General features: G+C 68.1%; 15 protein-coding genes and 1 tRNA gene. 12 read left to right on the top strand and 4 right to left on the bottom strand.

From position 1 onward, the window contains the following. Window positions 1-45 precede the first annotated feature (45 nt). The 3 genes from C8258_RS30830 to C8258_RS30820 all read left to right on the top strand — a co-directional run bounded on the left by C8258_RS30830 (window position 46) and on the right by C8258_RS30820 (window position 4499). Window positions 46-1893 (top strand): ABC transporter ATP-binding protein, encoded by a 1848-nt coding sequence (locus tag C8258_RS30830; RefSeq protein WP_255420477.1) that lies wholly within the window; start codon window positions 46-48, stop codon window positions 1891-1893. Continuing rightward, the gene (locus C8258_RS30825; protein WP_106958139.1) at window positions 1847-3814 is read left to right on the top strand and encodes an ABC transporter ATP-binding protein; all 1968 of its coding nucleotides are present in this window, start codon (window positions 1847-1849) and stop codon (window positions 3812-3814) included. The genes C8258_RS30830 and C8258_RS30825 overlap by 47 nt, the downstream gene beginning before the upstream one ends. A gap of 64 nt (window positions 3815-3878) precedes the next feature. After that, window positions 3879-4499 carry a putative glycolipid-binding domain-containing protein gene (locus tag C8258_RS30820; RefSeq protein ID WP_083870521.1) on the top strand — a complete coding sequence of 207 codons (621 nt, stop codon included), beginning with the start codon at window positions 3879-3881 and terminating at the stop codon, window positions 4497-4499. A 13-nt stretch (window positions 4500-4512) separates the two neighbouring features. Here C8258_RS30820 and C8258_RS30815 read toward each other — a convergent pair whose 3' ends face one another. Next, entirely contained in the window at window positions 4513-5463 is a 951-nt protein-coding gene (locus tag C8258_RS30815) for a prephenate dehydrogenase (protein WP_106958130.1), read from the bottom strand. A 58-nt stretch (window positions 5464-5521) separates the two neighbouring features. Between C8258_RS30815 and C8258_RS30810 the strand changes: the two genes are divergently transcribed. From C8258_RS30810 to C8258_RS30800, 3 genes are all read left to right on the top strand, one after another. Next, window positions 5522-6058, top strand: coding sequence for a tRNA adenosine deaminase-associated protein (locus C8258_RS30810; protein ID WP_036497141.1), 537 nt, complete (start codon window positions 5522-5524; stop codon window positions 6056-6058). After that, window positions 6055-6543, top strand: a complete 489-nt coding sequence (locus C8258_RS30805) for a nucleoside deaminase (protein ID WP_106958129.1) — start codon at window positions 6055-6057, stop codon at window positions 6541-6543. The genes C8258_RS30810 and C8258_RS30805 overlap by 4 nt, the downstream gene beginning before the upstream one ends. 68 nt (window positions 6544-6611) lie before the next feature. Further along, window positions 6612-6702, top strand: a tRNA-Ser gene (locus C8258_RS30800). Between the two features lie 52 nt (window positions 6703-6754). Here C8258_RS30800 and C8258_RS30795 read toward each other — a convergent pair. Then, window positions 6755-7162 carry a hypothetical protein gene (locus tag C8258_RS30795; protein ID WP_106958128.1) on the bottom strand — a complete coding sequence of 136 codons (408 nt, stop codon included), beginning with the start codon at window positions 7160-7162 and terminating at the stop codon, window positions 6755-6757. A 496-nt stretch (window positions 7163-7658) separates the two neighbouring features. Between C8258_RS30795 and C8258_RS30790 the strand changes: the two genes are divergently transcribed. From C8258_RS30790 to C8258_RS30775, 4 genes are read left to right on the top strand one after another with little or no spacing between them, the layout of a single operon-like run. Next, entirely contained in the window at window positions 7659-8255 is a 597-nt protein-coding gene (locus C8258_RS30790; protein WP_233225448.1) for a GNAT family N-acetyltransferase, read from the top strand. 35 nt (window positions 8256-8290) lie between these two features. Further along, window positions 8291-14617, top strand: coding sequence for a type I polyketide synthase (locus tag C8258_RS30785; protein WP_106958127.1), 6327 nt, complete (start codon window positions 8291-8293; stop codon window positions 14615-14617). Between the two features lie 39 nt (window positions 14618-14656). After that, window positions 14657-16054 (top strand): aminotransferase class I/II-fold pyridoxal phosphate-dependent enzyme, encoded by a 1398-nt coding sequence (locus C8258_RS30780; protein WP_106958126.1) that lies wholly within the window; start codon window positions 14657-14659, stop codon window positions 16052-16054. 48 nt (window positions 16055-16102) lie between these two features. Continuing rightward, a complete protein-coding gene (locus C8258_RS30775) occupies window positions 16103-17038 on the top strand; it encodes an LLM class F420-dependent oxidoreductase (RefSeq protein WP_106958138.1) in 936 nt (311 codons plus the stop codon). Window positions 17039-17067: 29 nt separating this feature from the next. Here the strand turns inward: C8258_RS30775 and C8258_RS30770 are convergent, their stop codons facing one another. Together C8258_RS30770 and C8258_RS30765 are read right to left on the bottom strand one after the other, a co-directional pair. Further along, a complete protein-coding gene (locus C8258_RS30770) occupies window positions 17068-19377 on the bottom strand; it encodes an MMPL family transporter (RefSeq protein ID WP_106958125.1) in 2310 nt (769 codons plus the stop codon). Window positions 19378-19608: 231 nt separating this feature from the next. Beyond that, on the bottom strand, window positions 19609-21981 hold the full coding sequence (locus C8258_RS30765; RefSeq protein WP_106958124.1) for an MMPL family transporter: 2373 nt from the start codon (window positions 21979-21981) through the stop codon (window positions 19609-19611). A 207-nt stretch (window positions 21982-22188) separates the two neighbouring features. Between C8258_RS30765 and C8258_RS30760 the strand changes: the two genes are divergently transcribed. Then, window positions 22189-22785, top strand: a complete 597-nt coding sequence (locus tag C8258_RS30760; RefSeq protein WP_036497159.1) for a TetR/AcrR family transcriptional regulator — start codon at window positions 22189-22191, stop codon at window positions 22783-22785. Next, complete coding sequence (locus C8258_RS30755; RefSeq protein ID WP_036497160.1) at window positions 22785-23270, top strand: Rrf2 family transcriptional regulator; 486 nt, start codon at window positions 22785-22787, stop codon at window positions 23268-23270. Before C8258_RS30760 ends, C8258_RS30755 begins: the two co-directional genes overlap by 1 nt. Window positions 23271-23346: the final 76 nt, after the last annotated feature.

Here is a 23346-nt window from a genome sequence, read left to right as displayed (position 1 = left end):
ACCTGGCGAAGGGGGATTGTTGTGTCCGTCGCTACGACGGAGACCGTGTCCGATTCGGAGGACGACAGAACCGGAACGGTCGACGAGAACTTCGGCGCCCGAGTGACGGGTGCGGGTTCGCTGCGGCGTCTGTGGCCGGAGATCCGGCCCTATCGGGCGGCGCTGTTCGGCAGTGCCGTGCTGTCGGGGCTCGGCATGCTGTGCGATATCGCGTTGCCGTTCGTCACCGCCCGGATCGTAGACGGCCCGGTCGCGCAGCGGGATTTCGGCGGCATCTGGGTGCCGATCGGGCTGGTCGTGGGGCTGGCGGTGCTCAGCACGGTCACCTCGTGGTGGCGGCGGTGGATCATCGCGGCGCCGGCGAGCCGGCTCGAGGTGTCCTTGCGCGGCAAGCTCTTCCAGCGATTGCAGGTGCTCTCGGTCGGCGTACACGACGGGATGGAGTCGGGACAGCTCACCTCGCGGGCGATCACCGACATGTCCACCCTGCGGCGCTTCTTCGCCTTCGTCGCGCCCTCGCTGCTGTCGCTGAGTGCGACGCTGGGCGTCGGCGTGGCACTGCTGTTCGTCCTGAGCTGGCAGATCGGGCTGATCGAACTGCTCATCGCGGTTCCGCTCGTCCTGCTCGCGCTGCAATTCGAACAGGGTTACGGTCGCGCCTCGCGTCGCGCGCAGGACCAGTCCGGGCATCTCGCCACGACGGTCGAGGAGTCCGCGCAGGGTATCCGCGTGCTGAAGGCGTTCGGCCGCGGCCCGTGGTTCGGCCGCCGGTTCCGCGCCGAGGCGCGGGAACTGCAGACCCTCGAGCTGGCCAAGGTGCGCTTGGCCGCACGGCTGTGGACGGCATTGAACACGTTGTCCGCGTTGGGTATCGCGGCCGCGCTCGCCGTCGGCGGATATCTGCTCACCGAACAGGCGATGACGGTCGGCGCCCTGGTCGCAGGCATCACGCTGACCACCTACCTGCAGTGGCCGATCATGGGCTTCGGCTTCCTGCTGGCCGAGATGAACCACGCCCGCACCGCGGCGCAACGGTTCTGGGAGGTGATCGATACACCCGTCGAGATCACCGATCCGGAACATCCCGTGGCCCCGCCGCGGCCGCTGCGTGGTGAATTGCGTTTCGACCGGGTGCGTTTTCGCTTCCCGGACGCCGACCGCGATCTGCTGCACGACATTTCGCTGCGGCTGCGGCCGGGCGAGACGGTCGCGGTGGTCGGCGCCACCGGCAGCGGTAAGTCGGCGTTGCTGGGCCTGGTGCCGCGATTGTTCGACGTCGCGGCGGGCGCGGTGACGATCGACGGAATCGATGTGCGCTCGATGCGGCTGTCGGATCTGCGGTCGCAGGTCTCGGTGGCCTTCGAGGATCCGGTGCTGTTCTCGGCCAGCGTGCGGGAGAACATCACCCTCGGCTATCCCGACGCCGACGAGGAGAGGATCCGTGCCGCACTCGAGGTGGCCTGCGCCGCGCGGTTCGTCGACGAGTTGCCGTGGGGCCTGCGTACCCGGATCGGGGAGCAGGGCTTGAGCCTGTCGGGCGGTCAGCGGCAGCGGCTGGCGCTGGCGCGAGCCGTGCTGGACCGGCAGAAACACTCCGGCGGGCACATCGTGGTCCTGGACGACCCGCTCTCCGCCCTGGATGTGAGCACCGAGGAACAGGTCCAGGTGCGGTTGCGCGAGGCGCTGGCCGGAGCCACCGTGCTGCTGGTGGCCCACCGCCCGTCGACCGCTGCCTGGGCGGACCGGGTCGCCGTCCTCGACGGAGGCCGCATCATCGCCGACGGACCTCACGAACGACTACTCGAAACCTGTTCGCGCTACCGGGAATTGATGGGAGGTGACCTCGATGCCGGAGAACCCGAGCGAGGACGCAGCTTCGCGCACGAACACTGACCGGGCGGGCACGGTCACCGACCGCCCGGACGCCGCGGCCCACGGCGAGGCAGCCGGGGCCCTGCGCGTCGACGCCGATTCCGCGGCCGACTGGCGCGGGGTAGCCGCCGAGGAGGGGGAGCAGACGGATGCGGTCAACCTCGCCCTGGCGGCACGGTCGCGCCACCTGCTGTGGTCGCTGATCCGGCCCTACCGCAGGTGGGCGGCCGCCGCGCTGGTGTTGATCGTGATCGACAATGCCGCCCTCGTGGCGACGCCGCTGTTCGTCGCCCACGGCGTCGACACCGGGGTGGACCGCGCGCTCGACGGCGACTGGTTGCCGCTGGCGCTGGCCGTGGGCGGCATTCTGGGCTGCACCGCGCTCGGTGGCGTGACGACCTTCCTCTTCCTGCGCATCTCCGGCAGGTTGAGCCAGCAGGTGCTGTTCGATCTGCGGCTGCGGGTCTTCACGCACGTGCAGCGGCTCTCGATCGACTTCCACGAGAACTACACCTCCGGCAAGATCGTCGCGCGGCTCACCAGTGATCTGGAGTCGCTCGAGGATCTGCTCGAGCGTGCGCTCAACGACGCGCTGAGCGCTGTGCTGTCGGTGGTGACGATCGCCGCGATCCTGCTGTGGCTCGATATTCCGCTCGCCGCGGTGGTGCTGCTCGGTTTCGTTCCGCTGGTTTTCGTGACGCGCTGGGCGCAGCGGCGCCAGCGCGCCGGCTACCGCCGCACCCGGGGCGCGATCGCGAAGGTGGTCGTGCATTTCGTCGAGACCATGGGCGGAATCCGCGCGGTACAGGCCTTCCGGCGCGAGGAGCGCAACGAGGCCATTCTGGTCGACTCCGATGCCGAATACCGAGCCGCGAATATCACTGCGCTGCACGGGATGGCGGCCTACATCGGCCTGGTTCGGTTGATCAGCAATGTGACGAACGTCGTCATCCTGGTCGTCGGTGCGTGGCGAGTCATCCACGGCCACACCGAAATCGGTGTGCTCGCGGCCTTCCTGCTGTACCTTCGGCAGTTCTACGGCCCGCTGGACGAGTTGGCCCAGGTGTTCAACTCCTATCAGTCCGCGGCGGCCGCGCTGGAGCGGATATCGGGCGTGCTGGAGGAGCGGCCGAGCGTGGCCGAACCCGATGCCCCGCATCCGCTCGAGCGCGCGCGAGGTGAACTGCGCCTGACGGATGTCGTCTTCGGCTACCCGCGCCGCGACGATGTGTCCGGCAGCGAGGCTCGGCCCGCGCGGTCGGTGCTGCCGCGGTTCTCGCTCACCGTCGAGGCCGGTCAGATCGTCGCGCTGGTCGGTGCCACCGGTGCCGGAAAGTCGACCCTGGCCAAGCTGATCGCGCGGTTCTACGACCCCTCGTCGGGCACGGTGTCGCTGGACGGCATCGACCTGCGCACGATCGCCGACGCGGATCTGCGCCGTGCGGTCGCGATGGTGACGCAGGAGTCGTACCTGTTCTCCGGTTCGGTCGCCGACAACATCCGGCTCGGCCGGCCCGATGCCACCGATGCCGAGGTGTTCGCGGCGGCCCGCGCGGTCGGACTGTACGACTTCGTGATGTCGCTGCCGGACGGCTTCGACACCGATGTGCGCAAACGCGGCGGGCGATTGTCGGCCGGTCAGCGCCAGCTCGTCGCCTTCGCTCGCGTCTTCCTGGCCGATCCCGCGGTGATCGTGCTGGACGAGGCGACCTCGAGCCTCGACATTCCGGGCGAGCGGCAGGTACAGCGCGCGCTCGAGACCGTGCTGCGCGGGCGCACCGCGGTGATCATCGCGCATCGGTTGTCGACCGTCGCCATCGCCGACCGGGTGCTGGTGATGGATTCCGGGCGGATCGTCGAGGACGGTACGCCCGCGGATCTGATCGCATCGACCGGACGTTTCGCGGCGCTGCACACCGCGTGGCGCGAATCACTGGTGTAGCGCAGGTGAACAACTCGCGCCCCGCGACCACACCGCGAGCCCGGTTGTCACCTACGGTAGAGGGGTGAGTAAGCCAGCCCAGGGCAATTCCGAGACCGCCCAGGCGAGCGAGGCCGCGGCGCCCCGCTGGCCGGCGGTGCTCACCTGGCGCGCGCACGACGCGTCCCGGATGGAATCGGTCCGCGTGGTCCTCACCGGTAACCGGATCCGTGCCTCCGGTCGCATCATCGCCGGGGGCTGTGGTGAACATCCCGCGTTCAGCGCGTCCTATGACCTGGTCACCGACGAGGTGGGCCGCACGAAGCGGCTGTCGCTGCGCAGTACCGTCGCCTCCGGTGAACGGCATGCCTCGATCGCCCGGGACGAGGAGAACTACTGGCTCGTCGATGCCGGCGGCACTCACGTGCGGTCCATGTTCGGCGGTGCGCTGGATGTGGACGTGGTGCTGAGCCCGCTCTTCAACACCCTGCCGATCCGCCGTTTCGGGCTGGCGCACGCCACCGAGGACGTGCAGGTTCCGGTTGTCTACGTGCGGGTTCCGGATCTGCTCGTGCAGGAGGCGATCCTCACCTACAGCAGCGGCGCCGACGGGATCCATGTGCTCTCGCCGGTGTCGAGCGCGACCGTGACCGTCGACGACGACGGATTCGTCCTCGACTATCCGGGCCTCGCCGAGCGGGTCTGACCCCGCTCGGTTCTCAGTCCAGTGAGCGGATCACGCCGCCCTGGCGTCCCGCATCGCGCAACCGTTCCAGCCAATCCTGATCGCCGGGGCGGATATCGGTGATGTCCCAGCGCCGCAGGGTGTCGTAGCGGTCGCGTTCGCTGTAGCCCGCGTCGATCAGTTCGCCGAGGGTGCCCTCGTCGCGCAGGCTGTCGCGCGCGGCCTCGAGCAGGCGCAGCGCGTCGTCGATCGCCTCCGTGAGCGCGGCCGCGTTCGGTTCGCAGATCGCGCGCACCAGCTCGGGAGCGGTCGCCGCGACCCGGGTGCCGTCGCGGAACGATCCGGCGGCCAGACCCAGAGCCAGATCGCCGCCCGCGGCTCCCGCGACCGCCAGCGCCTCGGCCAGCACGTGCGGCAGATGCGAGATGCGGGCCACCGCACGGTCGTGTTCGTCCGCCAGGACCGGCACCACGATCGCACCGCAGTCCAGCGCCAGCCGCGCGACCCGGCGCCACGGCTCGGCGCGGGTGCCCGGGTCCACGCCGACCGCCCAGGCCGCGTCGCGAAACAGGTCGGGAGACGATGCGGCCCAGCCGGATTCGGCGGTTCCCGCCATCGGATGCCCGCCGACGTAGCGCGCGCCCAGTTCCTGGCGGTGGACCTCGGCACGCACCGGTTCCTTCACACTCACCACATCGGTCAGCGGACAGTCGGGCGCGAACGTCTTCACATCGGCGAGAACGGTGTCGATGGCCGGCATCGGCACCGCCAGCACGATCAGCGCATCGTCGGCGGCGGCCCGGGACAGCACCGCCGCGATATCGGATTCGACGTCGAATCCGTCGGCCCGGGCGGCCTGCGCACCCGGAGCCGACCGGTTGTAACCCCAGGCCCGGTAGCCGGCCGCGGCCGCCGCGCGCAGCAGTGAACCGCCGATCAAACCCGTACCCAGTACGCACACCGAGGAATTCCGATCGCCTGTCATCGGATCAGATTCGCATACGACTTCAACATTTCCGCCGAAGCCGACTACCGTTGCGGCCATGGCACAGCGCTCGAGCACGAACAGGGCCGCGTCGGACGATTACGACGATGTGGAAGGGTTCGCCGTGGCGGTCGTCCGCGAAGACAGCACGTGGCGCTGCAGCCCGCTCAGCGCCGCGGCGTTGTCGAGTCTGTCCGCGGCCGAGGACGAACTGCGCGCCCTGCGCAGCACCGGTGCGGTATTCGGATTGCTGGACGTCGACGACGAATTCTTCATCGTCCTGCGGCCGGGTCCGACCGGGAGCCGGTTGCTGATCTCGGACGCCACCGCCGCGATCGATTACGACATCGCCGTCGAGGTGCTCGACGCGCTGAATGTCGAAGTCCCCGATATCGATCCGGACGAACTGGATGATATCGATCCGTGGGAGGAAGGCGATCTGGGTGTCCTGGCGGACCTCGGCCTGCCCGAGCCCGTGCTCAGCGTGATCCTCGCGGAAACCGATCTGTATCCGGACGAACAGCTGGGAATGGTCGCGCAGCGGCTGGGCTTCGCCGACGAATTCTCCGCGGTCCTGGACAAGCTGCACCGTTGAGCCCGGGGGCAGCGCCGAGTCCGGGGTCACCTCCGGCAGACGAGGATCTCGTCCGGGCCGCCCTTGCCGCCGCGGCGCAGACCGACCCGCGCGACGTCCCGGTCGGCGCGGTCGTCTTCGACGCGAACGGCCGCGAACTGGCCCGGGCCGGCAACGCCCGGGAGGCGCTCGGCGACCCGACCGCGCATGCCGAAATCCTGGCGCTGCGCCGCGCCGCCCAGGTGTACGGCGACGGCTGGCGGCTCGAGGGCGCGACGCTGGCGGTGACGTTGGAACCGTGCACGATGTGCGCCGGGGCGCTGGTCCTGGCCCGGGTCCGCCGCGTCGTCTTCGGCGCCTGGGAGCCCAAGACCGGTGCGGTCGGCTCGCTCTGGGACGTGGTGCGTGACCGTCGCCTCAACCATCGGCCCGAGGTCCGAGGGGGCGTGCTGGAGGCCGAATGCGCGGCCGTCCTGGACGCCTTCTTCCGCGCTCAACGCCCCTGAGCTCTGCTCCCGGTGTCGCTGACCACCCGATTTCGGTTTCGCTGCGCCCGTCCGGTAAAGTCACCTGCGGTGGCGTGTCCGAGCGGCCTAAGGAGCACGCCTCGAAAGCGTGTGTGGGGTAACCCCCCACCGAGGGTTCAAATCCCTCCGCCACCGCCACAGTCCCCACCCGGATTCCGGGTGGGGGCTTTTTCGTTCGCGCCGGTCGTCGTCATCCGGCCGAACCGGTGCGAGTCTTCGGTGCGTCCGGGTCGTGGCGGACGGCCTTGAAGTAGCTGACCCGAGTCGGCTCGGTTCGCAGCACCGTGGTGTCGGCGCCGCCGATGTGTCCGGGCCGCTCGATCACCAGCGGCGGGCAATCCACCCCCTCGACCCGCACCGTCTGATGTGCCCGCACGACCAGGTTGAACGGGGTTTCGGTCTCGGAGATCCCGCCGACGACCCGGCAGTGCTGCCACGCCTCGATCAGGTAGGTCTCGTCCGTGTCGTTGGTGCAGGTCGTCTCCGTGCACGAGACCCCCGCGGGAAACGGCTGTGCGGAGGCCGAGGGAGCGAGGGCGGCGACCGCGGCGCAGACGGCGCCCGAAGCGATGCCCACGGCGAGAATCCGTGCGTTCAAATGTCCGGTTCCTTTCGACCTCTACGCGACGCTCACGGTCGAGGTCCGGACTCGTACCGTCGCGGCGACGACACCGTCGCGCTCCCGATTGTCCGGTATTTCCGTCTCGGTCGGGGTGCTGATTCCCCGTCACCGGTAAGCCGGGGGTCGTATCCGGCTGCGCGGACGGACATCGCCGCCGTTTGCCCCAATGTCGCTGTGCCACCGAGGTTTACCGTGCCGACGGCAACCCTTCGCGCCGTTAGCGGCCGACACCGTTGTGTATTTCCTTGTGGAAGTAAGGGTTTCGCGGCGATTGCCCGGCGCCGAGGACTGTGCACATTCCTAGCGTCGTGTCGTACCCGCGTGTTCTACTGCACATTACCGACTAGTAGGAAGTGCGGCGGTCTGAGGTAATCTAGCGACCAGTTGCTTGCCGGACGTCCCGCCGACGCAGTCGGGCAGTGCGCAGATCATGTGAGGGACAACAACTTTGAATACACCGGAGAGTCCGGTCGTGCGGACCGCGACGCGCGACGACATCACCGGAATGGTGCGGGTACTGGCCGCGGCCTTCGCCCACGACGATCCGATCGAGGAATACGTCTTTCCGGACGAAAACGTCCGGCACCGGCGCGCGCCCCGGATGTTGCGGACCATGATCGAGCACCGCTTCCTGCCGGCCGGTGGTGCCGAGGTGGCGGAGTTGGACGGCCGGATCGTCGGCGCCCTGCTCTGGTACCCCGACGGTTACCGGCCCGGCGGGCTCCGCGAATTCCTCGCGGGCCCGCTGTTTCTCGCGGGCATGGGCACCGCCGTGGGAAGGGGAACCGAGGTCGACCGGACCATGGATCGGGCGGCCCCGGCCGAACCCCATCTGTTCCACGTCTACCTCGGCACCGATCCGGCACTGCAGCGCAGCGGCGTCGGCCGGGCGCTGTACGCGTCGTTCACCGACAAGGCCGACCGGCAGGGCGTACTCCTGTGCGGAATCTGCAAGGACGAGAACGTCGGCTACTACGAGGCCCTGGGTAACGAACGCACCGGGTCCGTCCGGCTGGGCAGGACGGGCCCGGAAATGAACATCATGATTCGCCGACCGCGACCGCTCTGATCAGCGGGAATTTTCGAGTCGGCCGAGGAGTCGCTGTGTCTGACATTGCCATCGTCGGAATCGGATGCCGGTATGCCGGCGGTATCGATTCGCCGGAATCCTTCTGGGACTTCGTGATCAACAAACGGGACGGGGTCACCGAGATCCCGGCCGACCGCTGGGATTGGCGGCGCTACTACGACGCCGACCGCCGCACCCCCGGACGCATGTACACCAAACGCGCCGCCTTCATGACCGGCGATCCGTGGGAGTTCGATCCCGACTTCTTCGGCATCTCCCCGCGCGAGGCGGCCGCCATGGACCCGCAGCAGCGACTCGTCCTGGAAGTGGTGTGGGAGGCGCTCGACGACGCGGGTGTCGCCGGGCGCAGCGCGGGCTCGGGGCTCGGCGTCTACATCGGCGCCTTCACCCTCGACCAGCTGGCGGTATCGGTCGGCGGACCGGCGCTGCCGCATGTCGACATGCACACCGCGGCCGGCGCGTCGTACACGATGCTCTCGAACCGGATCGCCTACGCGCTCAACCTGACCGGCCCGGCGGTCACCGTCGACACGGCCTGTTCCTCGTCGCTGGTCGCCCTGCATCTGGCCTGCCAGGCCATCGAGAGCGGAGACTGCGAATACGCGCTGGCCGGCGGCGTGACCGTGATGGCGCAGCCGGAACCGTTCGTCTCCATGTGCAAGGGCGGATTCCTCGCCGCCGACGGCCGCAGCAAACCGTTCGACGCCGCCGCCGACGGTTACGGCCGTGGCGAGGGCGCCGGCATCGTGGTGCTGAAGAAGCTCGCCGATGCCGAACGCGACGGCGACCGCATCTACGCGGTGGTCAAGGCCACCGGATCGAATCAGGACGGCCGCACCACGGCCATCACGGTTCCGAACGCGGATTCCCAGGAAGCGCTGGCCAAGACCGTGATCGAGCGCTCCGGAATCCCGGCGCACGAGATCACCTACGTGGAGGCGCACGGCACCGGAACGCCGGTGGGCGACCCGCTGGAACTGCGAGCCATCGGCCGGGCCTACGGCGCCGCCACCGGACGGCCGGGCCCGGTCGGCGTCGGCTCGGTGAAGGCGACGCTGGGCCACACCGAGGCCGCGTCGGGTATCGCGAGTGTCATCAAATCGGCGCTGGCCATCACCCACCGCACCATCGCGCCGCAGGGCTGGCTGGACACTCCCAACCCCGATATTCCGTTCGAGGAACTGGGAATTCGCCTCCAGACCGAGGCCGAACCGGTCGGCCCCGAGGTCGAGCGCATGACGGTGGCCGTCAACGGTTTCGGATACGGCGGCACCAATGCGCACGCGATTCTGCAGGAGTATGCGGGTGCTACCGAAACCGACCGAGCGCCAGAGCATTTCGGTGTACTGCCGCTCTCCGCGCGAAACGAGACTGCGGTCCGGCAACTGGCTCGCGGCGTCGCCGAACTGATCGCCGAGGGGGCCGACCCCGGCCGGCTGGCCGAGGCCGCGTGGCGGCGTCGCAATCACCACAACCATCGCGCCGCGATCACCTTCGGTGACGACACCGAACTGGTCCGGGGCCTGGTGGAGTTGGCGAACGGCGAGGGCCGAGTCGGTCGCACGGTCGCCAAGCGCACCGCCGAGCCGGTGTACGTCTTCACCGGTATGGGCCCGCAGTGGTGGGGTATGGCGCGCGAATTGCTCACTACCGACACCGCTTTCGCCGACGAGGCGCGCCGCATCGACGCCGTGTTCACCGACATCGCGGGCTGGTCCGTCGTCGATGAGTTGCTGCGCCCCGAAGAGGAGTCGAGGGTCACCTCGACCGCCGTCGCGCAACCGGCGAACTTCCTGGTCCAGGTCGCGCTGTACGCGGCGTTGCGGGAATACGGAATCGAACCGGCCGTCGTCGTCGGACACAGCGTCGGCGAGGTCTCGGCCGCGTACGTGACCGGAATGCTGTCGTTGCGCGACGCGCTGCTGGTCAGCTACCACCGTGCCCGGTTGCAGGCCACGACGGCCGGGACGGGCGGCATGCTGGCGATCGGATTGCCCGCCGAGGCGGCTCGCGAGGTCATCGCCGCCGACAGTTCGGTCGATATCGCGGCGATCAACTCACCCTCGGCCGTCACGCTGGCCGGTGCGGCAGACCGCCTCGACGAGATCGCCGAAAAACTCACCGCCGACGGCATTTTCGCGCGCCGGCTACAGGTCGAGGTGCCCTACCACAGTCATCTGATGGATCCGATCCTGGACGAGCTGCGTGAGGTGCTGGCCGGGCTCACCGTCGCCGAACCGCGCATCCCGCTGTACTCCACGGTCACCGGCGAACAGGTCACCACGGCCGACTGGAATGCCGACTACTGGTGCGCGAACGTGCGGCAGCCGGTGCGGTTCGCCGATGCGATCACCGCGCTGGTCCGCTCCGGCAACCGGGTGTTCGTCGAGGTCGGCCCGCATCCGGTGCTCGGGGCCAATATTCGCGAGATCCTCATCGGCGCGGGCGAAACCGGGACGACCGTGGCGACCCTGCATCGCAAACAGCAGGACGCCGACAGTCTGCGCCAGACCCTGTCCGGGCTGTACGCGGCCGGAGTTCTCGACATCGACGCGCTCTTCGCGGGAGTGCCGGATCCGACGCCGCATATCGATCTGCCGCGCTATCCGTGGCAGCGCACCCGGCTGCGCAACGAACTGCCGGAATTCCGGCTGCTGCGCCACGGCACACCCGACGCGCACCCGATGCTCGGTGATCAGCATCCCGACGATTCCAACGCCTGGCGGGTGGAACTGTCGCTGGCGGCGTTACCGTGGCTCGCCGATCACGTCGTGGGCGGCACCCGGATCCTGCCCGGCGCGGGATATCTGGATGCCGCGCTGAGCGCCGCCGCGGTACGCACCGAATCGGATCAGGTGGCCGTGGAAGGCGTGCGGTTCGTCGCGCCGCTGGTGGTCGAGGAGGGCGAGGCGCCGATCGTCGAACTCCACGTGGAGGATTCGACCGGACGCTTCACCATCCGCTCCCGGGGCGCGGCCGGAACCATCTGGACCGTTCACGCACTGGGCCGCCTGGTCGAAGGCAGCTACGCGCCGATCACCGCGGATGTGCCCGATGTCGAGCGGATGCTCGCGGTCGACCCGGCCGAGTTCTACGCCGGATTGGCCGCGCGCGGACTGGAATACGGCCCGACCTTCCAGCGCGCCACCGCGATCCGGATCTCGCCCGACACCGTGGTCGCACAACTCGACGGCACCATCGGCCGGGGCGAGCGGTATCTCGCCCATCCCGCGATCGTCGATGCGGCGCTGCAGAGTGTGGCCGCCCTGCTCGCCGGGCGCGGCGGTGCCCAGGAGGGCGCGATGGTGCCGGTCGGCGTGCGCACCGTGCGCCGCCTGGCGCCGCTGCCGGTCGAGGTCACCGCCGTGGCCCGGTTCACCGAGGGCGACCGGCCGCTGGCCGATATCGATCTGCTCGACGCCGAACGCACCGTGGTCATGCAGATCAGGGGGATGGAATTCGGATCCCTGACTCCGGGCCGCGGCCCGCTGCAGCGCATGACCGACATGTTCTACGAGGAACGGTGGGAGCTGCGCGATCCGGTCGACACGACCGCACTCCCCGGGAACGACGGCCTGTACACCCTGGTCCTCGGCTACGGCGAGAACATCGACTCGCGGGTCGAGCGGGTGCGCGATGCCGTCGCGGGCGGTGCCGGCTCGGCCGTCCTCCTGCTGGACCCGGCCGACGCCGAGCTGGAACCGCAACTGGCACAACGACTTCGCGATATCTTCGACGACGAGGACGTGCGACGGCTGCACGTGTGCGTGGTCCCCGGACACGCGCCCGACGGTGATGTGGCCGCGCTGTGGACGTTGCGCCGGATCGCGGTGACGCTGGACGGCTATCTCGAGGAGCGGGTCACCGAGCACGAGATCGAAATTCCGCTGACCGGCGACGGCTCGATGTACGTGACCGTGGTCAGCGCCCACGCGTACGCCCATCCCGCGGACGAGACGGCGCCGGATCCCAGTCAGGCGGCCATCGCCGGCGCTCGTCGCGTGCTGCTCAACGAACAGTCCCGGCTGCGCTGGCGACTGGTCGATATCGATGCCGGTACGACGGTCGCGGACCTGTCCGCGGAACTGGCGATCCCCGGTGGCTTCCAATACGACCTGGTCGACGAGGCCGTGTTGCGCAACGGCCTGCGCTGGACCACGGTCGTTACCCGAACGCTGCCCGAGCGGCTCGACGCCCTCGACACCGCCGAACCGCTCACCGACCCCGAGGCGAATTTCGAACTGGAACTGCCTCGTTCGCGCACCTTCGCGCGGCTGGGCTGGCGGCGCTGCGATCGGCGCGAACCCGGTCCGGGCGAGGTCGAGGTCCGGATGCGTGCCGTGGGCCTCAACTACAAGGACGCGTTGAAGGTGATCGGCGTCCTCGGTGAACGTGAACTGTCGGAGACCTTCTTCGGCCTGGTGCCGGGTATGGAAGGCGGCGGCGAGGTGGTCCGGGTCGGTCCCGGGGTCACCGACTACGCCGTCGGCGACGTGGTGAGCCTGACCTCCAAGGGCATGGTCGCGCGCTACCACACCACCTCGACCGATTCGCTCACCCACGTTCACCCCGACACCGACGCGGGCCGGTGCAGCAGCGTCACGGCCTTCACCACCGCCGAGTACTCGTTGCTGGAACTCGCGCGGATCCGGGCCGGCGAGACCGTCCTGGTGCACGGTGCGGCCGGTGGCGTCGGCAGCGCGGCGGTGCAAATCGCGAAATTGCACGGTGCCACCGTGATCGGCACCGCGAGCAGCGAGCAGCGGCGCGCCTACGTGCTGGCCGAGGGTGCCGATCACGCGGTCGGATCGCGGTCGCTCACCTTCGTCGACGAGGTGCTCGCCCTCACCGGCGGCCGCGGCGTGGACGTGATCATCAGCTCCGCGCCGGGAGAGATCCTGCGCCAGAACTTCGCGGTGATCGCCGAATTCGGCCGCATCGTGGAGATCGGCAAGGCCGATATCTACACCGGCGGCATGCTGGATCTGTCGGCGTTCGACAAGAACGTCTCCTACTTCTCCTTCGATCTGGACCGGATGCTGCGGCTGCGGCACACCGAGGTGATGGAGCTGGGCCGCAAGGTCAATGCCAGTTTCGACGACGGCACCTATCGGCCGCTGCCGTTCCAGAAGTACGGAACCGCCGAGGTGGCTCAGGCCTTCGAGGAGGTGGCCCGCTCGACCCGGATCGGCCGCGTCGCGCTGGATCTGACCGAGGACCGACCGCTGGTCCGTCCGCAGTTGCCCGAGATCGAGATCGATCCCGCGGCGCAGTACCTGGTCACGGGTGGTTTCGGCGCCTTCGGCCTGGCCACCGGGCGGTGGTTGGTGGGCCACGGCGCCCGCCGGTTGACGTTGCTCGGCCGCGGCGGCGCCACCACCGAGGCCGCCGTCGCGCAGCTCGCGGCCTGGGAGGCCCAGGGCATCGAGGTCACGATCGAGCGGGTCGACATCACCGATGCCGATGCCGTGGCGGCGGTCGTCGCTCGCGCGCACCGGCCCGAGCATCCGCTGCGCGGGGTGTTCCACACCGCGGGCGCCATCGACGACAAGCGCATCACCGTGATGGATGCCGAGAGTCTGGCGAAGGTGTTCCGGGCGAAGGCCGACGGTGCGCGTGCGCTCGTCGCCGGTGTCCAGGCCGCGGGGGCGCGGCTCGACCAGTTCGCGCTGTGGTCCTCCGGTAGTGCGATGTTCGGTGGTGTGGGCCAATACGCCTACACCGCAGCCAATATCGCGCTGCAGGCGATCGGGGATACGGTGATCCGCGCGGGCGGCACCGCACTGGTCGTCGGCTGGGGCCATATGTCCGGCGGCGGTATGGCCGACGACGAGCACATCGCGCGATATCTGCGCAACACCGGCTTCGATTCGATCACCATGGACGAGGGGACCGAATATCTGGAGCAGGCGCTGCGACTGGGCGTCACGCAGGCCTCGATCATTCCGGTCGACTGGGCCAAGGTGAACGCCACCGCACCGTTCTTCGCTCAGACCGGGCGCACGAAGGAACTGATCGCCGCTGCGGCACAGGATGATTCGGCCGCCGCGCGGCTGCGCGTCCAGCTCGCCGAACTCGACGAGGGTAAGCGCAACGAGGTCGTCGCCTTCATGCTGGCCGAGCAATTGGCGCAGGTCATGGGCGTCTCCGCGGACTCGATCGACCTGACGGTCCCGGTGCCCGAGCTCGGATTGGACTCGCTGATGGCGGTGGAATTCGGTGCGCTGGTGACGAAATCGCTGGGCGTGGAACTGATGTCGATGAAAATGGGCCGCTCGTTCAGCCTCGAACAAGCGGGTGCGCGGGTGGCCGAGGCGATCGTGCAGGGGGCGACGGGATGAGAAGGCCGCAGCCGTCTGCTGCGCCGGAAAGGATGCGGGATGAGTGAATCGGCGCGGGATCTGGCGCGGAAGTTGTTGTCCGGCACGGCATCCGGTGCGACCGGTGCGCCGGCGTCGGCTCCCGTGACGTCCGGTGGCCCGAGCGCTACGCGCACGGGCGCCAACACCAGACCGGCCCGCCCGCGCCGCGGCCCCGGACGCCAATTCGCCGACCACCCCGAGGTCGCGGCGATGGTGCAGAAGCGTGCGGCGATCGCGGCGGTGCACGAGCACAGCGGCACACCGAATCCGATGTTCCTCGTGCGGGAGAGCCCGAACGACACCGTGATTCGGTGGCAGGGCCGGGATCTGGTGAACTTCAGCGCCTACAATTATCTCGGCCTGGGCAACCATCCGAAGGTGGTGCAGGCGGCCAAGGACGCGCTGGACACCTATGGCGCCTCCGCCTCGGCCAGCCGCATCGTCGCCGGGGAGATCCCGATCTACGCCGAACTCGAACAGCGCCTGGCCGCGATGTACGACGTCGGCGACGCGATGGTCACGACCAGCGGCTATCTCACCAATGCCGGGGTGATCGGCTTCCTGCTGGGCGCCGACGACGTCGCGATCTGCGATTCGCTCATCCACGGCAGCGTGATCTCCGGCGTGCAGTGGTCGGGAGCTCGGCGGCTCAACTTCCGCCACAACGATCCGGAGTCGCTGCGTTCGGTGTTGCGCATGTCGCGCGGGAACTTCGATCGGGCGCTGGTCGTGGTCGAGGGTCATTACAGCATGGACGGCACGGTCGGGCGGGTGAGCGAAATAGCCGCCATCGCACGGGAATTCGACTGTGCCGTCATGGTCGACGAGGCGCATTCCCTCGGCGTCTTCGGGGAGCGCGGCCACGGCATCCGCGAGCACTACGGGATGCCCGGCGACGCGGTCGACATCTGGATGGGCACCCTGTCGAAGGCGCTGGGCAGCTGCGGCGGTTTCATCGCCGCCGATGCGGACCTGATCGCCGCGATGAAGGCCGCCGCGCCGGGTGTGGCCATGCTGACCGGCGGCCCCGCACCCGCGACCATCGGTGCCGCGCTGGCCGCACTCGACGTCCTCGAGGCCGAACCGCAGCGACTGCGCCGGCTGTGGTCCAACGCCGAGCACTTTCGCACCCTGCTCGGCGAGCGCGGCATCGACCTCGGCATCTCCGAGGGCACCCCGATCTGCCCGGTGATCGTCCCCGGCGAACTGCGCGCCGGTTACGTCGCCACGACGCTGCTGCAGGGCGGCGTCTACGCGGGCGCGATCTCGTCACCGGCCGTGCCCGCCGGTCAGGAACGCCTGCGCTTCTTCCTGACCTCCGAACACGAACCCGCCCAGCTGGAGGCCGCCGCCGACCTGTTGCAGGAGGCCGTCGCCGGCGCCGCCCAACTGCCGGACCTGGGCGTGACCGGCTGAACTCCGCGCCGGCGTACCGGTACGCGGCCGACCGGTACGTTGGTGCTCGTGGAACTACGAATCTTCACCGAGCCCCAGCAGGGGGCTACCTACGACGATCTGCTCCGGGTTGCGAAGGTGACCGAGGAGGCGGGGTTCGACGCATTCTTCCGGTCGGATCACTATCTGAAGATGGGCGGGGTGTCCGGTCTGCCCGGCCCGACCGACGCGTGGATCACGTTGGCCGGGCTCGCGCGCGAGACCTCCCGGATCAGGCTCGGCACACTGGTCACCGCGGCGACGTTCCGGCATCCGTCGGTGCTGGCGATCTCGGTCGCCCAGGTCGACCAGATGTCCGGCGGCCGGGTCGAACTCGGGCTCGGTTCGGGCTGGTTCGCCGACGAGCATCGCGCCTACGGCATCGATCTGCCGGATCTCGGTGAGCGCTTCGACCGCTACGCCGAGCAACTGGCGGTCATCACCGGCCTGTGGCAGACCCGGGTGGGGGAGACCTTCGATTTCACGGGCAAACACTATGTGCTGCAGGGCAGTCCGGCCCTGCCCAAGCCGGTGCAGCAGCCGGGTCCGCCGGTGATCATCGGTGGGGCGGGCAAGAAGCGGACCCCGGCCCTGGCCGCGCGGTACGCGCACGAGTTCAACCTGCCGTTCACGGATGCGGAAAACGCTGCGGCGCAATTCGATCGGGTCGCCGCGGCGGCCCGCGACATCGGCCGCGATCCGGGTGAGATCGTCCGCTCGGCCGCGCAGGTGCTGTGCGTGGGCCGGGACGAGGCCGAGATCGCCCGCCGCGCCGAGGCGATCGGCCGCGAGGTGGACGAACTGCGCACCAACGGCCTGGCCGGCACCCCGGCGGAGGTGGTCGACAAGATCGGCCGCTACCGCGAGACCACCGGCATCACCCGGCTCTACCTGCAGGTCCTGGACCTGTCCGACCTCGACCACCTGGAATTGGTCGCCGGCGAGGTCGCCGCCCAGCTGGGCTGAACGACCCGGTACGCGGTGGCAGTGCCGGCTCAGCCGACCTTCACCGGACTCCTGGGCTCGTCCGGATCGTCGACGTGGAGTTCGCGCAACCGCGCACCCTCCACGTCGATATCCGGCACGATCCGGCTGAGCCACCCCGGAATCCACCAGGCCGCCTTGCCCATCAGCACCAGCAGCGACGGAATCAGGACCATCCGCACCAGGAAGGCGTCGAACAGCACGCCCGCGGCGAGGGCGAAACCCATCGACTTGGCCGTCGCATCCGATTCCAGCAGGAACGAACCGAAGACCGAGATCATGATGACGGCGGCCGAGGTCACCACGCGCGCGCCGTGGTGGTAACCGGAGATCATGGCATCGGTAGGTGATTTCCCGTGCACGTATTCCTCGCGCATGCGGGTGACGAGGAAGACCTGATAATCCATGGCGAGGCCGAAGACCAAGCCGATCAACATGATCGGCAGGAAGCTCACGATCGGCCGGGGTTCGGAGATGAGTCCGAGCGCGCCCTTCTGGAAGATCAGCACGGTCGCGCCGAACGTCGCCGCCATGGATAGCAGGAATCCCAGTGCGGCGGTGAAAGGCACCAGCACCGAACGGAATACCGCGATCAGCAACAGGAATGCCGCACCCGCCACGATGGCCAGATAGGGCAGGATCTTGCTGAGCAGCGCATGGTCGACGTCCGCGTAAATGGCTGTGGTGCCGGTGATTCCGTATTCGATGCCGTATCGGTCGTGCAGTGCGGATTCGGCGTCGCGGGCATTGCGGACCAGATCCTTGGTGGCCTGATCATTGGGTCCGGTGGTGGGCACCGCGGTCATCAACGCACCCGCGCCGTCCCTGCTCGGCTGCGGCTGGGTCACGTAATCCATACCCGGATACGCGGCCAATTCGTCGTGCAGTGCGGTGAGCGCGGCCTGACGCTGATCGGCGGGCACCTGCGACAAGTCGGCGACGACCTGCAGCTTGCCGTTACTGCCCGCACCGAATCCCTCGGTGCGCAGGTCGTAGGCCTTGCGAATGGTCGTGGTCCTGGGCTGGCTGTCCTCACCCGGCAGGCCCAGATTCAGGCTCAACGCGGGTGCGGCCAGCAGGCCCAGCACGATGATGCTCGCGACCAGCGTCAGCCACGGCATCCGCCCGATCACCCGCGCCACCCGCATACCGTTGGTGACCACCGAATCGTCCTCGGGATCGTGTTGCGCGATCACCGGAAGCTTCGGCTCGAACAGGTACTTTCCGAAAGCGCCGAGTAGTGCCGGCATCAGGGTGATGGCGGTGAGCACCGCGAACGCCGCCGCGATCGCCCCGCCCAGACCCATGAAGGTCAGGAAGCGGATGTTCACGATGGCCAGCGCGACCAGTGCGATGATCACCGTCGCGCCCGCGAACACCACCGCCGAACCGGCCGTCCCCAGCGCCGTGCCCGCGGCGATCTCCGGCGAACTCTGCACGGCGCGTTCGTGTTTGTAGCGCGAGACGATGAACAACGCGTAATCGATCGAGAGCGCGATGCCGATCATCGAGGCCAGGAATGTGGTGAAGCTCGGAACCGACATGAACGACGTGCCGAGGAAGATCACCGAGGTCGCCAGTCCGAGCCCGACGATCGCGGTGATGATCGGCACGAAGGCGGCCACGATCGCGCCGAAGGCCACCACCATCACCACCAGCGCCACGGCCATGCCGATCATCTCGGCCTGCCCACTGGGCTGCTGCTGTTCCATCGCCAGCGACCCGCTCATCTCCACCTGCAGTCCGGCGGCGCGCGCATCGTCACCGACCGCGTAGGCGGCCGCGCGATCGTCGGCGGTGATGTCGGTGAACTTCTGGATCGTGAACGGAACGGTCAGCACCGCAACGGTATCCGGATTCTCCTTGTTCAGGACGTTCACCGGCGCGGCACTGCAGCGCGAGACGAATTCCGGCGAACTGCGATCGGGAGCGAAGCAGCCCATCTGTTCGGTGGCGGTGATCGGATCCACCAGCGGAGTCTTGTGATCGACGATGTTCAGATCGTTCAGCTTGGTAACCGTCCCGGCGACGGCCGCCCGCTGGGAGGCGTCGGTGAGCTTCTGTCCCGGTGCCGCCCCGAAGACATAGGTGCCGGTGACCGCCTCGAAACTGAACGCCTGCGACATCCCCGGAAAGTGTTTGTCCATGATCTCGGTGGCACGTTCCGACGGCAGGTTCGGAATCGTGAAGTCGTCGTTCATCGGCTTCTTCAGCTGCGTGCCCAGGCTGCCGATGATCACGAAAAGAATCAGCCAGACCGGGAGCACGATCCACTTGTGCCGAAAGGCGAATCTTCCCCACCGATACAGATACACGGACACGAGGCGCTCCTAGTGGTCGCTGGCCTCGATTGCCGATGACTGCGAACCGGGGCCGGTCGCTGATCGAGCTGTGCGGTAGCCGGTGCACTCGCCGTTCCGGTCGGTCCGTCGAGTGGCCGAGCTGGAGAGCATTGGGTTCGAGTCTGCTGGCTCGTTGCTGCAAGATCAAGCCGGATACGCCACGGGCCCCCATCCGATGTTCGGATGAGGGCCCGTGCCGTGGTTCGCGGATCAGCCGACCGGGACCGGCTCCTTCTCCGCCGCAGCGTCGCGGTCACGCTGCTGCAGCTCGCGCAGCTTGGTGCCCTCGACGTCGATATCGGGCAGGATCCGGTCCAGCCACTTCGGCATCCACCAGGCCCATTCGCCCAGCAGCACCAGCAGTGACGGGATCAGTACCATCCTGACCAGGAAGGCGTCGAACAGCACGCCGGCCGCCAGTGCGAAGCCCATCGACTTCGCGGTCACATCGGACTCCAACATGAATCCGCCGAAGACGGAGATCATGATGATGGCCGCGGAGGTGACCACGCGAGCGCCGTGGTGATAACCGGACACCATGGCCTCCTTCGGGGATTTGCCGTGCACGTATTCCTCTCGCATCCGGGTCACCAGGAACACCTGGTAGTCCATCGCGAGACCGAATACCAAGCCGATCAACATGATCGGCAGGAAGCTCACGATCGGATGCTGATCGCCGATCAGGCCGAGTTTGTCCTGCTGGAAGATCAGCACCGTGGCGCCGAAGGTGGCCGCCATCGACAACAGGAATCCCAATGCGGCGGTCAGCGGCACCAGAACCGAGCGGAACACCAGCACCAGCAGGATGAACGCCGCGATCGCCACGATCGTCATGTAGGGCACGATCTTGCCGAGCAGGGCATTGGACACATCGGCGTAGATCGCGGTCGAGCCGGTGATGCCGTACTCCATACCGTATTTCGCCTGCAGGTCCGACTCCGCGTCCCGGGCATGTTTCACCAGGTCCTGCGTTTCGGAGTTGTTCGGGCCGTGATCGGGCACCGCGGTCAGCTGGGCGCCGGTGCTGTTCACATAGTCCGGAGTCTTCTGCGGCGTGAGCTTGTTCGTCGACGGCATGGTCACGAAGTCCATGCCCTGGTAGCCGGCCAGCTTGTCGTGCAGGGCCATGACGGCCTCCTGACGCTGCTCCGGCCTGACCTTGGTCAGATCCGCGACCACCAGCAGGGTGCCGTTGCTGCCCTCGCCGAACCCTTCGGTACGCAGGTCGTAGGCCTTACGAACCGTGGTGGTCTTGGGCTGGCTGTCCTCACCGGGCAGGCCGAGGCTCAGATTCACCGCGGGTGCGGCCAGCAGGCCGAGCACGATCACGCTCGCGCCGAGGGTCAGCCACGGCGCCTTGGCGATCAGCCGGGCGAAACGCTTGCCGTTGGTGACGGCGTTGTCGTCCTCGGTATCGGTGCGCGCGACCAGCGGCAGCTTCGGCTTGAACAGGAAGCGGCCGAAGGCGCCCATCATCGCGGGCAGCAGGGTCAGCGCGACCAGGATCGCGAACAGCGCGGCCAGCGCGCCACCCAGACCCATCCAGGTGAGGAAGCTGACGCCGACGATGCTCAGGCCACACAGCGCGATGATGACCGTCATACCGGCGAAGACCACCGCGGAACCGGCAGTGCCGATGGCGACGCCCGCAGCCTCTTCCGGCGAATCCTGCACGGCGAGTTCATGTTTGTAGCGCGAGACGATGAACAGCGCGTAGTCGATCGACAGCGCGATACCGATCATCGCCGCCAGCACGGTGGTGAAGTTCGGGATGTTGGCGATCGAGGTGCCGGCCATGATCAGCGAGGACGCCATGCCGACACCCACGATGCCGGTCAGAATCGGCACGAACGCCGCGATCAGTGCGCCGAAGGCGATCATCATCACGATGAAGGCGACGGCGTAACCGATCATTTCCGACTGTCCGCCCGGCGGCGCCTGCTCGGTGGCGATGGTGCCGCTGATCTCCACGTCCAGTCCGGCCGCGCGCGCTTCGTCGGCGACCTTGTAGGCCTGGTCCCGATCGGCCTTGGTGATATCGGAGAACGACTTGATCTTGAACGGCACACTGAAGTAGGCGACGGTATCGGCATTGTTGTTCTTGCCGAGCACGTTCAGCGGCGCCAGACCACATTTCGCGACGAAGTTCGGGTCGGTGCGATCACCGGAGGTGCAGCCGATCGCCGTCGTCGCGGCGACCGGATCGGTCAGGACGCCAGGGTTCTGCGGGTCCTGCTTGATCTTGGACTTGTCGACGATGTCGAGGTTGTTGATCTTCTCGACAAGCGCGGTGAGTGCCTTGTGATTGTCCGGATCGGTGAGCTTGCCGTGTGTGGCCGCGGCGACATAAGTGCCGGTCACCGCGTCGAATTTGAAGGCCGCCGATTGTCCGGGAAATTCCCTGTCCAGGATGTCGGTGGCCTTCTGCGAGGGCAGATCCGGCATGTTGAAGTCGTCTTGGCTCTGTTTCTTCAGCCCGACGCCGACGGCGCCCACGATCACGAAGATCAGCAACCAGACCGGTAGCACGATCCATTTTCGGCGGAAGGCGAACTTCCCCCACCGATAGAGGTACACGGACACGCGGTATCTCCTAGCGATAGCTGATTTGCGGTGCTGAGTTCAGGCCCCGTAGACAGCACTACTGCGGACGCCGCACTGCGATCCGCCTCCATCGACGCTTTCTGCCTACCGTGCGGTAGGTAGACTACCCAATCGATAAGCGGAGGAACAACCTCGATTTTCGGGGCGTGTCCTGGCGCTTCGATCGGTTGGTGAGAGGATCATCGCATGAGCGCCCGAACTACCTCCGGATCTGTTGCCGCAGGTCAGAGCACCAAGGACGCGATTCGTGAGGCGGCGATCCGGCTTTTTTCGAACAAGGGATTCGAGCAGACCAGCCTGCGCGAGGTCGCGGATGCGGTGGGAATCACAAAGGCGTCGCTCTACTATCACTACGCGTCCAAGCTCGATCTGCTGCTCGCGATCATCGAACCGATCTTCGACGACATGAAGCTCGTGGTCGACGAACTCGACGGGGTGCCGCACAGTCCGGCGGGTGCTCGGGAAGTGCTGAATCGCCAGCTCCGGACGCTGTTACGGCACCGCACCGCGGGCGCGATGTGTGTGCGCGACACCGTGGCCATCCTCAACGCGATCGGAGATCGGCACCCCGACATGTTCGATATGCACCGGCGTCTGTGCGTCTGGCTGGCCGGGCCCGACCCCTCCCACGAGGCGCAATTGCGAGCCAGCGCCGCCCTGGAGGTGCTGGGCACGGCGCTGTGGTCGAACGAACTCGTGCCCGATGCCGGCGACGAGGTGATCGAGCGGGTCCTGATCGAGGCCGCTCTCGGCGTACTGAACGGACCGGGTGGACAGCGCTAGTGCACATCTCGGCAAGGATCGACTACGCGGTCCGCATCCTCTTGGAAATCGCTCGCGCACAACCGAATTCGGTGAAGGCGGAGACGATCGCCACGGCGCAGGACATTTCGCCGAAGATTCTGGAATCCATTGCGGCGCAACTGCGCCGGGCCGACCTGGTGGTCAGCCGGCGCGGCCCCGACGGCGGATACCGGCTGGCCCGCACGGCCGGTGAGATCAGCATCGCCGATGTGATCCGCGCGGTCGAGGGGCCGCTCGCCTCGGTACGCGGGCAGCGCCCCGAGGACGTGGTGTATTCGGGGGTGGCCGAACCGCTGCAGCGGGTGTGGATCGCGCTGCGGGTCAATATCCGCGCGGTGCTGGAACAGGTCTCGATCGCGGATATCGCCACCGACGAGCTGCCGGCTTTCGTCGCTGACCTGGTGGCCGATCCCGGGGCCTGGACGCGGCGGCCCGCCCCCGTTCCGCCCGGCGTCGACGCCTAGGCCGGGAGGTGGTGACTGTGCCGGTCGAGCCGGTTTCACCGCTGCCGGGGCCGGCTTTCGCCGAGCGAAAAATCTT

The organism is Nocardia sp. MDA0666 (genome assembly GCF_003023875.1).
In the GTDB taxonomy this organism is placed as follows: Bacteria; Actinomycetota; Actinomycetes; order Mycobacteriales; family Mycobacteriaceae; genus Nocardia; species Nocardia aobensis.
Note: the sequence above shows the minus strand (reverse complement) of the source record. Positions and strands in the feature narration are given on the sequence as shown.